At 67.2% G+C, this 13,389-nt stretch carries 10 protein-coding genes and 1 other RNA gene; 4 read left to right on the forward strand and 7 right to left on the reverse strand.

What is annotated here, in order from left to right:
- Positions 1-22: 22 nt before the first annotated feature.
- Positions 23-1,666 carry an AIPR family protein gene (locus QOZ99_RS14215; protein ID WP_306890651.1) on the reverse strand — a complete coding sequence of 548 codons (1,644 nt, stop codon included), beginning with the start codon at positions 1,664-1,666 and terminating at the stop codon, positions 23-25.
- Between the two features lie 169 nt (positions 1,667-1,835).
- On the opposite strand from QOZ99_RS14215, the gene ffs reads away from it, so the two are divergent.
- The 4 genes from ffs (at position 1,836) to QOZ99_RS14235 (ending at position 4,691) form a co-directional block, all read left to right on the forward strand.
- Positions 1,836-1,931, forward strand: an RNA gene (gene ffs, locus QOZ99_RS14220) — signal recognition particle sRNA small type.
- 28 nt (positions 1,932-1,959) lie between these two features.
- Entirely contained in the window at positions 1,960-2,157 is a 198-nt protein-coding gene (locus QOZ99_RS14225) for a hypothetical protein (RefSeq protein ID WP_306890652.1), read from the forward strand.
- Between the two features lie 164 nt (positions 2,158-2,321).
- On the forward strand, positions 2,322-4,355 hold the full coding sequence (locus QOZ99_RS14230) for a DNA polymerase III subunit gamma/tau (protein ID WP_306890653.1): 2,034 nt from the start codon (positions 2,322-2,324) through the stop codon (positions 4,353-4,355).
- A gap of 15 nt (positions 4,356-4,370) precedes the next feature.
- Positions 4,371-4,691 (forward strand): YbaB/EbfC family nucleoid-associated protein, encoded by a 321-nt coding sequence (locus tag QOZ99_RS14235; protein WP_183191279.1) that lies wholly within the window; start codon positions 4,371-4,373, stop codon positions 4,689-4,691.
- Positions 4,692-4,966: 275 nt separating this feature from the next.
- On the opposite strand, the gene QOZ99_RS14240 is transcribed toward QOZ99_RS14235, so the two are convergent.
- The 6 genes from QOZ99_RS14240 to QOZ99_RS14265 all read right to left on the reverse strand — a co-directional run bounded on the left by QOZ99_RS14240 (position 4,967) and on the right by QOZ99_RS14265 (position 13,375).
- Positions 4,967-5,599 (reverse strand): TetR/AcrR family transcriptional regulator, encoded by a 633-nt coding sequence (locus QOZ99_RS14240; protein WP_306890654.1) that lies wholly within the window; start codon positions 5,597-5,599, stop codon positions 4,967-4,969.
- Positions 5,596-9,024: an acyl-[ACP]--phospholipid O-acyltransferase gene (locus QOZ99_RS14245; protein ID WP_306890655.1), complete on the reverse strand. Its 3,429-nt coding sequence runs from the start codon at positions 9,022-9,024 to the stop codon at positions 5,596-5,598. Before QOZ99_RS14245 ends, QOZ99_RS14240 begins: the two co-directional genes overlap by 4 nt.
- A gap of 219 nt (positions 9,025-9,243) precedes the next feature.
- Complete coding sequence (locus tag QOZ99_RS14250) at positions 9,244-10,416, reverse strand: MFS transporter (protein WP_306890656.1); 1,173 nt, start codon at positions 10,414-10,416, stop codon at positions 9,244-9,246.
- A complete protein-coding gene (gene ccoS, locus QOZ99_RS14255; protein WP_306890657.1) occupies positions 10,413-10,586 on the reverse strand; it encodes a cbb3-type cytochrome oxidase assembly protein CcoS in 174 nt (57 codons plus the stop codon). The genes QOZ99_RS14250 and ccoS overlap by 4 nt, the downstream gene beginning before the upstream one ends.
- Positions 10,583-12,721, reverse strand: coding sequence for a heavy metal translocating P-type ATPase (locus QOZ99_RS14260; protein WP_306890770.1), 2,139 nt, complete (start codon positions 12,719-12,721; stop codon positions 10,583-10,585). Before QOZ99_RS14260 ends, ccoS begins: the two co-directional genes overlap by 4 nt.
- Before the next feature lie 135 nt (positions 12,722-12,856).
- Positions 12,857-13,375, reverse strand: coding sequence for a FixH family protein (locus tag QOZ99_RS14265; protein ID WP_306890658.1), 519 nt, complete (start codon positions 13,373-13,375; stop codon positions 12,857-12,859).
- Positions 13,376-13,389 lie beyond the last annotated feature (14 nt).

Raw genomic sequence — 13,389 nt, forward strand, 5'->3', positions numbered from 1 at the left:
TCTCTCCCGCACTCGGAACATATTATATACTCTTCGTATATTCATTAATTGCTTTGTTGAATACATTTGAACTTGAAGATGGACTCTTAAATAATACCGCCAAAAATTTACCTGGAAATTCTTTTTCTAATACACCAACCATAGATTCATGAAATCTTTCTCCTATAATTGAAATATTTAGTGTCGATATTTTATTTCTAAATTCTTCTACCGGACAATCTAAGCATGATGCACCAATGATTCGAAAAATTCCAGCTTCAATCACTCTATTCCCGTGCACCAATACACCCCAAGCATAACCGCTGCGCTTTTCGAGAGAGCTTTTCTTGTGATCAATCCAACTATCAATTTCTCTGTGGATCAGAGTGGCATTGAATGCTTTAGCCCCATTTAACGACGGATTAAATATTAATTTATATGGCGCCTTCTTTAGATCGCTGAAAAATCGACCAATACCAGTCTTAACCTGCACCGCTAATGCAGCGTCACCCGAAGCACATGCTAGTGCTGTCGTTACCTCTATCAATTCACACGAATGAGACGATTTAACAACATCCTCACTTCGCAATAACTGATAATCTATATCCTCCAGAGACATTTCTTGCTGTATTCTTCTTTGCTCGGGATCTTGTGCAACAAAATCACGTCCTTCTACGCGATTCTGCAGGTTATTGGTACGAGTTACCTCTACACCAAAACCATCAGGCGCGTCTTTTAAAAGAATGATCCGGATAGGGACGCGAACTTTTCCCAAAGCTTCATCAGAATTGACACGCGCGAGCGTGCTGACCGTTTGAGCGCCGTTGACAATGGACGCCCCTCGGAACTCGAAATTCCCTGCAGATCGCGAAGCAGCGGCCGCCGGAGCCCTCGACGAATCATCAGCAATTAGCGTAATTCCATTATTAAAATACCAAAAATTTCCCGGTATATTTTCAGCAGTGGATCTAATTCCGTCGTTTACATCCGTCGCACCCAACGAGTGACGTATATTTTTAGCAACTAACCTCTTTCCATATTTACCCCACCAATGCTTTAGTTGATATCCATCAATTATACCAAAATACGCAGGGTAGGGATGAGCCACATATGACCAATCTGTTATAGTCGCATCGATGATAATTTTTCCAGGCGACGCCGACGCTAAACTCGAATAAATATCTTCTATACCGAAAACTTTCTTAGTCGCTATGGGCGCTTGATCCGAATATCCGTTTAAGGACGTCAGAATACCATCAAGTTTCGCCGTCCCGTGCCGCGCAATTGTGCTGCTACCCGTCGAAACAAGAACGACCTCCACGGTGCATCCTGGCGTAAGAATAGCTTGCCCAGCATCGTTCAATTTAGACTGAAGTCTCGCATGAAAATTTCCGATATTTTGTTCAATTAAATCATTAATTCCGTCGACGAAGGATCCAATATCAGCAGCTGACGGCTCTCCGGCGCCTGCGCTTATCCATTTCGATTGTACGACAATAACTCTTTCGCTGGTACCATCCAAGAATACAGCATCGATTCCATTATCATCAGATCCGTCCCAAACCGATAGCGCCGCTTCCTCTGGAGTGCATTCAGCTTCGATGAAGACGGCATGAGCGGCGAGACAGCGTGAGAGTATTTTCTTATCACGCTCCGCATCCCTTTCCCCTACGTCGGATAAATCCAAGAAGGGCTCGTATAGAGCACGCAACCGAGTACTTATTTGCTTAACGCGCAGCTGTGTCATAGCCCCCCCCTCGTGACAGTCGCCAGTGCACTTTCCTTATCATGGTATTGGGCGGTTCAATATCCTCCCCCCCTTGCATCCCATCCCCATCTGTCCGATATAGGCGGCGGGAGGTTGGCGGTGGACGAGCCACTCGCCAACCGGGTCAGGTCCGGAAGGAAGCAGCCCCAACGAGCCCGTCTCGGGTCGCATGTCAGCCTCCCACCCTTCTCGACATTTGCCGGGCGACAATGATGGCGGAGAAGACGCGAGCCGCAGGGTCGAGCGCGGCGCGCGGTGGCGCCGCCGTCGTTCTGTTGACGGGCATGGCGGCGGTCTCGCGCCTGCCGCATGACAGCCTGGTCGACGGTGTGATCGTGACCGCCATCGCAGTCCTTTCGCTCGGCGGCGCCTGGGCGCTGTGGCGTCTGGCGCGCCGGCAGCCGCGTTGAGGCGGATCGGAGGCTGATCGGAGGCGGGGCGCTCCCCGGCCTTCCTTGCGGCCTTGCCGACCCAGCCGGGGGCGGCCTTGCACCGGCCACGCCATCCCCGGAAATTTCCCGCGCGCGTCATTGCGGCGTTGTGCCCGGTGGCGCCGGCGATGCTATGAAGGGATATGAGCGCCGACACCCCCGACATGTCCGACCTGACGCATCCCGGCGATGACGGGCCGGGCTTCGATCTCGGCCCCGCGCCGACGGTGCCGGCCATGGCCCCGGCCACGGCCGCGCCCTATCGCGTGCTCGCGCGAAAATACCGGCCGCAGACCTTCGCCGACCTGATCGGTCAGGAAGCGATGGTGCGCACGCTGAAGAACGCCTTCACCTCCGGCCGCATCGCGCAGGCCTATATCCTCACCGGCGTGCGCGGGGTGGGCAAGACCACCACGGCCCGCATCCTCGCCCGCGCGCTGAACTACGAGCCGATGGACGGCCCTGCGAATGCGGGCTTGGCTTCCGGCGGCGCGCCCACGCTCGACATGCCGGTGCTGGGCCGCCATTGCCGCGACATCATCGAGAGCCGCCATGTCGACGTGCAGGAGATGGACGCCGCCTCCAATACCGGCATCAGCGATATCCGCGAGATCATCGAGGCGGCGCGCTACAAGCCGGTGCTGGCGCGCTACAAGGTGTTCATCATCGACGAAGTGCACATGCTCTCCACCGCCGCCTTCAACGGGCTGTTGAAGACGCTGGAGGAGCCGCCCGAGCATGTGAAGTTCATCTTCGCCACGACCGAAATCCGCAAGGTTCCCGTCACCGTGCTGTCGCGCACGCAGCGCTTCGACCTGCGCCGGGTGGATGCCGGCACGCTGGCGCGGCACCTGCGCGGCATCTGCGAGGCGGAAGGCGTCGGCATCGACCAGGAGGCGCTGAGCCTGGTGGCCCGCGCGGCGGAAGGCTCGGTACGCGATGCGCTCTCGCTGCTCGACCAGGCCATCGCCCATTCGGGCGCGCAATCGGCCGGCGGGCAGGCCACCGGCCACATCGTGCATGGCGAGCAGGTGCGCTCGCTGCTCGGCCTCGCCGATCGCGGCCGCGTCATCGACCTGTTCGAGGCGCTGATGCGCGGCGATATCGGGCAGGCCCTCACCGAATTGCGCGAGCAGTATGATTCCGGCGCCGACCCGGCCGTGCTCATCACCGATCTCGCCGAGTTCACCCATCTCGTCACCAAGCTGAAGATCCTGCCCGAGACGGCGGACGATCCGGCCCTCGTCGAGGCCGAGCGCACGCGCGGGCGCGGCTTCGCCGAAACCCTGTCCATGCGCGTGCTGGCGCGGGCCTGGCAGATGCTCACAAAGGGCCTCGCCGAGGTGCAACAGGCCGCCAAGCCGATGCAGGCGGCGGAGATGGTGCTGGTGCGTCTCGCCTATGCCAGCGACCTGCCGACCCCGGACGAAGCGCTCAAACGCCTGCGCGACGGGGCGGCCGAGGAGCCCGCCGGGCGCCCCGCCCCTGCCCCGTCCGGCGGCGGGTCGGGTGGCGGGGCTGGCGCCGGCTCCGGGAGTGGCGGCTCCGGGAGTGGCGGGTCGGCCATGGCGGCCATGGCGCCGCGCAGCTTCAGCGCACCCGTGGCAAACACCGCCCCCGTGGTCGCTCCGAGCCACCTGTCGCTCGCCGCCCGCGGCACGCCGCGCCCGGCAAGCGCCCCGCAGCCGGCGACGCAGGAGAAGCCGACGGTCAGCGTCGGCAATCTCACCGAACTGGTGGCGCTGGCGGTCACCAAACGCGATCTCAAGCTGAAATTCGCGCTGGAAAACCATGTCCGGCCGGTCGCCTTCGAGGATGGCAAGCTGGAACTGGCGCTGGCGCCCGGCGGCTCGTCCAGCCTGCTGCAGGAGTTGCAGACCAAGCTTTCCGACTGGACCGGCAAGCGCTGGCTGGTCGCGCTCTCCCGCGAGGAGGGCGAGGCGACCCTGGCCGAGCAGACCCGCTCGGCCCGCGAGAGCCTGTTGACCGACGTGCGCGCCGACCCGCTGGTCGCCGCCGTGCTGGGGCGTTTTCCCGGCGCCTCCATCGTCGACGTGCGCACGCAGACCACCGACGAAGGCCCCCCGCCCGGCTCGCTCGACGATTACGAGATGATGGCCGCGCGCGACGCGCAGAACCCGGGCGAGGATTCGTCCGACGATGATTTCGAATTCTAGAAACAGGAGCCGTGCATGAAAGACCTTCTCGGGATGATGTCCAAGGTGAAGGAGATGCAGGGGCGCATGGAGCAACTGCAGGCCGAGCTGGAGAGCACCGAGGTCGACGGCGCGTCGGGCGGCGGGCTCGTCACCGTGCGGCTCTCCGCCAAGGGCACGCTGAAGGCGCTCCGCATCGATCCGAGCCTCTTGGTGCCGGAAGAGGCGGAAATCCTCGAGGATCTGATCGTCGCCGCCCATGCCGAGGCCCGCGCCAAGGGCGAACGGCTGATCCAGGAAAAGACGCAGGCGCTGACCGCCGGCCTGCCCATTCCCCCGGGCCTGAAGCTGTTCTGATCCTCGGAACGTCACGCCAGCTTCCTTTGCCGGCACTCTATTCGCGGCCACGGCCTCGCCGGTTCCGGCGGGGCCGCCCGTTACGTTCGATGCCGTGGCGGTGGGGAATGGGCGGGTTGCCCTGCCCTCCTCACGATCATCGGGATCGCCCCCCCTCTCGCTCCTGCCGGCACGCCGGGCAGCGCGACGCCGGTCGCCCGGCCTGCCCCGCCCGGCCTGTCATCGGCGGACGCAGCGGCGAGCGGGGCTGGACTGCCTGAGCCCCCGAGCGCGGGTCACGCCCCCCGCGCGCCCTCGACAACCCCCGTCACCGCCCGCGCGATCGCGTCGGCATGCGCGGCAAGCGGACCTTCGAGCCGTCCATAGAGCGCGAATACCGCCGGCTGCACCACGCAGCCCAGCGCCATGGCGCTGGCCAGGGCCGCACGCTCGGGCGCGAGGCCGCCGCCGCGCAGCAGCAACGCCACCGCCTCCACCACATTGGCATCGGGCGTCGCCGGCACATGGCGCAGATGGTCGTGCTGGTGGATCAGCAGATAGGCGAACAGCGCGGGCTCCTCGTCGAACAGCCGGCAGGCAAGCGCCACCACGTCCCGCAGCTTCTCGGCAAGGCCGACATCGCGCGCATCGACCGCGCAGATCGCGCGCGCCAACGTGGCGTAATGCGAGAGGAACAGCTCGCGCGCCAGTTCCTCCTTGGAGGGAAAATGCCGGTAGAGCGCGCCCTCGCTCAGCCCCGCGCGCAGGGCGATGTCGCGCACGCTGGTGCCGTCTATGCCCTTCTCGGCGAACAGCGTCAGCGCTTCCGCCTCGATCCGCGCGCGGGTCGCGGTGCCATCCCGGCCACGGCGCGGCACGGCGGCGCGGGAAACGCGGCGCGTGGGCGCGGGCTGGCCGCGCGCGCTCATGTCCCGCCCGCCGCTGCCGCCGGCCCACGCGCGGCGATCGCCTCCAGCGCGAGGACCCGCGCGCGGGTGAAGTCCACCTTTCCGGAACCGAGCAGCGGCAATTCCTCCATCGGCAGGATCTCCGCCGGTATCATCAGCTCGGTCACGCCCAGTTCGCGCCCCCGCGCCTGCAGCGCCGCGCGGGTGAGATCGGAAGCGGTGGTCAGCAACAGGATGCGCTCGCCGCGCTTGGCATCGGGAATCGTCACCGCGACATGCTCGGCATCCGGCCGCAGCCCGGCCACCATGGCATCGATCGCCGCCAGTGAAATCATTTCGCCGGCTATCTTGGCAAAGCGCTTGGCGCGACCGCGAATGGCGACGAAGCCCTCCTCGTCCAGCGCCACGATATCGCCGGTGTCGTACCAGCCATTTTCCGGCGGCTCGATCACACCCGGCGCCTCGGCGCGCAGATAGCCCAGCATGATGTTCGGCCCCCTCACGTTGAGCCGCCCGCCCTCGTCGATGCCCGGCACCGGATCGAGCCGGTGCTCGATGCCCGGCAGCAGCCGGCCGACCGTGCCGGCGCGGTTGAACATCGGGGTGTTCACCGCCAGTACCGGCGCGCATTCGGTAACGCCGTAGCCCTCCAGGATACGGTGGCCGAACTTCTCCATCCACACGCGCCGCGTCTCGGTCTTCACCGGCTCGGCTCCCGCCACCACGAAGCGCAGCGAGCGGAAATCATAGGGGTTGGCGGTGCGGGCATAGCCCATGAGGAAGGTGTCGGTGCCGACAATGGCGGTGGCGTTGGTGGCGTAGACCAGTTCCGGGATGATCCGGTAGTGCAGCGGCGAGGGGTAGAGGAAGCATTTCAGCCCCGAGACCAGCGGCAGCATCAGCCCGCCGGTGAGCCCGAAGGAATGGAAAACGGGGAGCACGTTGAACATGATGTCGGCGGGCGAGAAATCGATCCGCGCCGCCACCTGCGCCACATTGGTGAGAATGTTGCGGTGGGACAGCACGACGCCCTTGGGGCTTCCCTCCGAGCCGGAGGTGAACAGGATGAAGGCCGGCTCGTCCGGGCTGGCGGGCCGGGGCGGCCCGCCGGGAACCAGCATCTGCGGCAGCAGCGCCTTCACCTTGTCGCCCGTGGTGACGCCGGCGCGGATGTCCTCGCTCATCAGCACGCGGACATGCTTGGACAGCTCGGCCACTTCCGATTCCAGCTTGGCTTTCTCGACGAAGGCGCGCGAGCAGACGACGATCTTCACCTCCGCCGCCACGCAGGCCGCCACCAGGTTCACCGCGCCGGCGGTGTAGTTGAGCATGACCGGCACCCGGCCAAAGCGCGACAGGCCCATGAGCACGACCGCGACACCGGCGGCATTGGGCAGCAGCACGCCCACATTCTCGCCCGGCCGGGTGAGCGCGGCCAGCTTGCCGCCGAGGATCCTCGCCCCCATCAGCAGCTTGCGGTAGTTGAGCGAGGTGCCGAGCGGATCCTCCACCACGGTCCGCCCCATGCCGAGCCGCACCGCCGCCTCCTCCACCGCCTGGTAGACGGTGATGTTGGTGTGGGAGGTCTCGAACATCAGGTCGGACATGATGTTGTAGAGCGCCGTGCCCGCCGCGCGCCGGCGCTTGCGGCCGAACAATTCGGGATCGATGGTGATGCGCTCCGGCGGCAGGATGGTCACGCGCACCTTGGGAAACAGCCGCTTGCGCGTCTGGTCCGGCGTCAGGCGGGAGAAGGGGGTCTGCTCCAGCCCCTCGATGCGCACCGGCACCACGGCGGCCTGCGCGCGGTCGGCGACCAGCGCCGAGCCGTCATAGATCTTCATGATCGAGCCGGTGACGGTGATCCGCCCCTCGGGGAAGATCACCAGTTGCTCGCCTTGGCTGACCAGCTTGATCAGGTCGCGCGTCGCCAGCGGCCGCGTGGGGTCGAGCGGAAAGGCCCGCACCAGCTTGAGGAAGGGCTTGATCCACCAGCGCTCGGCGATGCTGGCATCCACCGCGAAGACCGGATCATTGTCCAGCAGCGCCATGATCAGCGGGGCGTCGAGGAAACTCACATGGTTGATGGCGATCACCGAGCCGGGACCGGCCGCCTTGAGATGCTCGGCGCCCTTCACCTCCACGCGGAAGGCGACACGGAACACGATGCGGATGAGATCGCGCAGCACATGGCCGCGAAAGGCGCGCGCCACCAGGAGCGCGACCAGCAGCGTCGTCCCGCCGATGATGAAGAGCAGCGTGGGGGCGCCCGCCCCGGCGAGTTGCAGGCCGGCCACCACCACCGCGCCCACCACCATGAAGGCGGCGTTCAGCACGTTGTTGCCGGCGATCACCCGCGCCCGCCGGTCCTCGCCCGCCTCGGCCTGGATATAGGCGAAGGTCGGCACCACGAAGGCGCCGCCCGCGGCCGCCATGCCCATCAGGCCCATGCCCGCATGGAAGCCCCCGGCGGAAAACAGGAAGTCGCGCCAGCCGATGCCCGCCGCGACCGGCGTCGCGCTCTCCAGATACAGGCCGAAATAGATGGCGAAGCCGCTCATCAGCACCCCGGCAACAGGCACCAGCGCCAGCAGGATGCGCCCCTCCGACGCCTTCGCCGCCAGGGTCGAGCCCAGCGCGACGCCGACGGTGAACATCACCAGGAACAGCGTCACCACGCTTTCCTCGCCACCGATATTCTCCTTCACCAGCGTCGGCAGCAGCGACAGCACCACCGCGCCCACCAGCCAGAACCACGAGACGATGAGCGCGCCCTTCCAGATATTGGGCGTGGCGCGCAGCTCGGCGATCAGCTCGTTCGTACCGCGCCAGATGTTGCGGTCGATCTTGAGGTCGGGCGCACCCTCATGGGTGTGGGGAATGGCGCGGGCGGACAGCCAGGAGATGACCGCCAGCACGAAGGTAAAGCCCGCCACCGACCATTGGCCGGTATGGGTGACGGCGATGCCGCCCGCCACCGTGCCGCCGAGGATGGCGGCGAAGGTCGCGGTCTCCACCAGCGCATTGCCGGAGACGAGTTCATCCTTGGCGAGATGGTCGGGAAGGATGCCATATTTCACCGGCCCGAACAGCGCGCTGAGCGTGCCCATGAAGAATAGGCCGACGAACAGCATGGGCAGCGATTGCAGCACGAAGCCGGAACAGGCCAGCAGCACGATCCAGATCTCGGCGAATTTCAGCCGCCGGGCGATCAGCGCCTTGTCGTAACGGTCGGCAAGCTGGCCGCCGAGGCTGGAGAACAGGAAGAAGGGCAGGATGAACACGCCGCCCGCCAGCGTGACCAGCGCGCCGCCATGCGTCTCCCCGAGGCCGTAAAGGATCAGCAGCGCCATGGCATTCTTGACGAAATTGTCGTTGAACGCCGAAAAGAACTGGCACCAGAACAGCGGGGCGAAGCGCCGAGCCGACATCAACCGCGTGAACACCGGACGACCCTCCCATATTATGTTAGTAAGCGATCACTTACATAAACTCGCAACGCCGGTCAAGCGCTCCACGCCCGCCGCGAGGCGACGAATTCAGGTAGCCGGGTGGGAATGGCGGCAGAGGTCGCCGGTGCGATGGACGGGGCACCTGAAATCGTCGCGCGCGGTGCCGGCCATCTGGGCAACCGGGCACCCGCTGTCAGGATCGTGCCGCGCGGCTCACACGAACACGCCGGCCAGCGCGGCGACCAGCAGCGCCCCGTCATTGACCGCCAGTTGCAGGCGCGAGGGCGTGCCCTGCTCGTGCAGGCGCAGCGTCGCGGCCAGCGTGGCGAGCGACCAGCCGGCGCCGACCGCCAGAAAGGCCGCGCCGATGGTCGTCGCGTCCGGCAGCAGGCGCACCGCCACGGCCGCGCTGAGGCAGACGGCGAGCGCGAGAACAGCGAGCGGCGTGGTGCCGAGGCGGCGGGCCAGCACGCCCCCGGCCAGCGCCGGCGCATACATCGCCACCACATGCCAGGCGACCACGCCGGAAATCAGCGGCACGCCGAGCCCGCAGCCGGCCAGCGCCAGCGGCGCCCCGGCCATGGCGGACGTCATCGCCCCCCAGGCCAGCGCACCGACCAGCAACGGCCCGGCCATGGCGCGCCAGGCCAGCGGTCGTGGAAGCTCCGCCCGTGCCGCGGCCTGCGCCATCGCCTCGACCGTCCATTCGGCATGCGAGAACCGCGCCTCCGGCAGGCTCACCGCGAAGACCAGCGTGCCCAATTGGGCCAGCGCGGCGAGGATGAGCATGCCCGCGAACGTGTAGGGTACCGCAAGCGCCTCCGCCTCCCCCGCCAGCACGGGACCGGCGAGACCGGCGAGAGCGCCGGCACCGAGCACGCGCGCCACCGCCGCGGCCCGGCCATCCGTGCCGGCGCCGAAGGCGGCGGCATGGCGGTAGAACATGCCGAAGCCCTGCGCCGCGCCCAGCCAGCCCGCGCCCAGCACCAGCAGCGGAAAGGCGGCGATCATCATCGCATAGGCGGCGATCAGCCCCCCCGCGACGCCGAGGCTGGCGCCGAGCGCGAAACCGGCCCGCCGGCCGAACGCATCGAGCAGCACGCTCGCCGGCAGGCTGGCCATCGCCGCCCCGGCCAGCAGGGCGGCCAGCGGCAGCACGCCCAGTTCGGGGCGCGGCGCCAGCATGGTTCCGGCCAGCGGCAGCACGCCCAGCGTCAGCGCCTGCGCCAGCACGACCAGCGCGAAGCCGGCCGCGAGCCGCCCCTCGCTCACCTGACGGCGCAGCGCGCGCGGCGCGTCCTCCGGGCAGGCGCAGCCCAGGCGGCCGAGCCGGGCCGCCTCGGTTTCGGCCTCCAGCCGCGCACGGGGAAAATCGGCCGCGCTCATCCGCGCCCTGCCGCGCCCGGCGCGTCCGCCAGATCATCGTCGCTGAGCACCCGCACGGCGGCGCCGTCGAGATCGTCATACTGGCCCGAGCGCAGCGACCACATGAAGGCGGCGAGACCGACAAGGCCGAGGCAGAGCGCTGCCGGCACGAGATAGAGCAGCACGTTCATGACGCCTCCTTCGCCCGCGCGAGGCCGCCCGAGCGGGCACGCAGCGCATTGAGCGTGACGATGACCGACGAACCCGACATCGCCACCGCCGCCACCAGCGGCGTGACCTGGCCGGCAATCGCCAGCGGCACGGCGATGAGATTATACACCACCGCGATCATCAGGTTCTCGCGCATCAACCGCCGCGCATTCGCCGCGACATCGAGCGCGATGCGCACGGGGGCCAGCCGCTCGCCGAGAAACACCGCGTCGGCATGGGCGCGGGTGACGTCGGCTGCCGTGATGGGCGAGAGCGAGACATGCGCGCTGGCGAGCGAGGGTGCGTCATTGAGCCCGTCGCCAACCATCAGCACGCGGCGCCCCTGCCCGGCGAGGCTCTCCAGCACGCCGATCTTGTCGGCCGGGCGGGCCTGCGCCCACCAGTCCTCCACCCCCAGTTCGGCCGCCACCGGCGCCACCGCCGCCGCCCGGTCGCCGGAGAGAATGAGGATATGCTTGCCGCGAGCGCGCAGCGCGTCGATCACCGCCCGCGCATCCGGGCGCAGCACCTGGCGCAGTTCGATCAGCGCGCGCGCCTCCCCCCAGCGCACGGCGACCAGCGAGGCCTCCGCACTGGCGGCGGGCACGAGGTCCTCGCAGCCGCAGAAGGCGGTGCTGCCGAGCCGGGCCGGCGCGCCCTCGATCATCGCCTCAACGCCCGCGCCGGGGGTCTCGCGCGCGGCCGCCACCGGCACCGAACCGGGCCGCCCCGCCGCCACCGCCCGCGCCAGCGGGTGGGTGCTGGCCAAGGCGAGACGCGCCGCGATTTCCAGGAGCACCGCCGGCACCCTGTCGGCATTGGCGACGGCGGGGTCGGGCAGGGTCAGCGTGCCGGTCTTGTCGAAGGCGACGGTGTCGACCTCGGCCAGCCGCTCGAACGTGTCGCCGGCATTGAGCATGATGCCGTGGCGCATCAGCGTGCCGGCCGCCACCACCTGCACCGCCGGCACGGCGAGCGCCAGCGCGCAGGGGCAGGTGATGATCAGCACCGCCACCGCGATCAGCACCGCCTGATGCAGCGACGCCCCGGCGATCAACCAGCCGGCCAGCGAGAGCAGCGCGGTGAGGTGCACCATGGGCGCGTAGAGCCTCGCCACCCGGTCGGCGAGGCGGATATAACGCCCGCGCGCGGTGGAGGCCTTGTCGAGCAGCCGTTCGATCTCGGTAAGGAACGTGTCTTCGCCCACCGCCGTGGTGCGCAGGCGCAGCGTGCCGTCATGGACCAGCGCGCCGGCATGCACGGTCTCGCCCACGCCCAGCCGGCGCGGCAGGGTCTCGCCGGTGATCAGGCTCTCGTCCACCGCCGCCATGCCGGCCAGCACCCGCCCGTCGACCGGGGCCCGCTCGCCCGCGCGCACGAGCACCTCGTCGCCCGGCACGATCGCCGCGGCGGGAACGGTGATCAGCGTGCCGTCGGGCGCGACGCGATTGGCGCTCAAAGCCTTCAGCGCGGCAAGGTTGCCGGCTTCAGAACGGGTGCGCCGGCGCATCGCATGGTCGAGATAGCGGCCGGTGAGGAGGAAGAAGAGCAGCATCACGGCCGAATCGAAATAGGCATGCTCGGCATGATGCAGCGTCTCGTAGAACGACACGGCGAGAGCCAGCCCGACGCCGAGCGTGATCGGCACGTCCATGTTGAGCGCGCGGGCCCGCACGGCCCGGTACGCGCTCCGGAAGAAGGGCTGGCCGGCATAGGCGGCGGCCGGCAGGGCGATGAGCGCGGACAGCCAGTGAAACAGGTCGCGCGTCTCCGGCGTGATGTCGGACACGTTGCCCGACCACACCGAGACCGACAGCAGCATGATGTTCATCGCCGCGAAGCCGGCCACGGCGAGGCAGCGCAGCAGATGGCGCGAGGTCGCGTTGTCGATCTCCTCCAGCCGGTCCGCCTCGAACGGATAGGCGCGGTAGCCGATGCGCGCCAGCGCGTTGATGAGTTCGCCGGGCCGCGCCTCGGCGCTCGCCGCCCAGCCGACGGTGAGCCGGTGCGTGGTGTAGTTCAGCCGCGCCCGCGCGATGCCGGGCAGCGCCTCGCACAGGTCCTCGATCTCGTCGATGCAGGCGGCGCAGTCGACGCCCTCGACCGCGAAGGCCATCTCCCTTGCGCCGCTGGCATCCTCGCGCAGGAACAGCGAATAGTCCTGCACCCCATCGCCGCCGGCGGCGGAGACGACCGGCGCGCGGCGCGGTGAGGTGGGGAAGGAGAGAGCCTCAACGCCCATGGCCGGCGCCTAGCGCAGGACGACGCGGTTGGTCGAGCGGAACAGGCGCTCGCCGTCGCGGCTGAACTCCAGCACCAGTTCCCACTGGCCGGACTGGACCTGGTCGGTCGCCCGCCACTGGCCCGCCGCCAGCGAAACGGGATCGAGCGTCACATCGAATCGGCGGTCGGTCGGGTGATGCAGCACCGCGCTCAGCGTGACGCCGGTCAGCGGGCGCCCCTCGGCATCGCGCGCGGCGATATCGAGCCGGCCCGGCTCGATATGCGCGTCGACCTTCCAGCGGAGCGAATCCTGCGCCGCCGCCGCCATGCGCTCCTTCGTATAGGTGAGGCCGGCCTGATAGGAACTGTCGGTCTCCACCCCGCCAAAGGTCGACATCGCCACGCGGGCCATGAAAAAATTCACGGCGAAGACGACGCCGAAAAAGGCGACGAGGTATAACAGCACGGCACGACCGGTCAGCGGCCGGCCGGGACGCTGTTTCACGCGCGGGGCGGAAAGCGGGGCGGGGGAAAAGGGGGCGGGCATCGGTGTCCCTTCGG

It is taken from the genome of Ancylobacter amanitiformis (genome assembly GCF_030814815.1).
Taxonomy (GTDB): Bacteria; Pseudomonadota; Alphaproteobacteria; order Rhizobiales; family Xanthobacteraceae; genus Ancylobacter; species Ancylobacter amanitiformis.

Excerpts from the sequence above, each read along its gene's own strand:
- QOZ99_RS14225 (WP_306890652.1), top strand. The coding sequence starts at position 1,960 with ATGGCGGAGAAGACGCGAGCCGCAGGGTCGAGCGCGGCGCGCGGTGGC.
- QOZ99_RS14230 (WP_306890653.1), top strand. The coding sequence starts at position 2,322 with ATGAGCGCCGACACCCCCGACATGTCCGACCTGACGCATCCCGGCGAT.
- QOZ99_RS14235 (WP_183191279.1), top strand. The coding sequence starts at position 4,371 with ATGAAAGACCTTCTCGGGATGATGTCCAAGGTGAAGGAGATGCAGGGG.
- QOZ99_RS14240 (WP_306890654.1), bottom strand. The coding sequence starts at position 5,599 with ATGAGCGCGCGCGGCCAGCCCGCGCCCACGCGCCGCGTTTCCCGCGCC.
- QOZ99_RS14250 (WP_306890656.1), bottom strand. The coding sequence starts at position 10,416 with ATGAGCGCGGCCGATTTTCCCCGTGCGCGGCTGGAGGCCGAAACCGAG.
- ccoS (WP_306890657.1), bottom strand. The coding sequence starts at position 10,586 with ATGAACGTGCTGCTCTATCTCGTGCCGGCAGCGCTCTGCCTCGGCCTT.
- QOZ99_RS14260 (WP_306890770.1), bottom strand. The coding sequence starts at position 12,721 with ATGGCCTTCGCGGTCGAGGGCGTCGACTGCGCCGCCTGCATCGACGAG.
- QOZ99_RS14265 (WP_306890658.1), bottom strand. The coding sequence starts at position 13,375 with ATGCCCGCCCCCTTTTCCCCCGCCCCGCTTTCCGCCCCGCGCGTGAAA.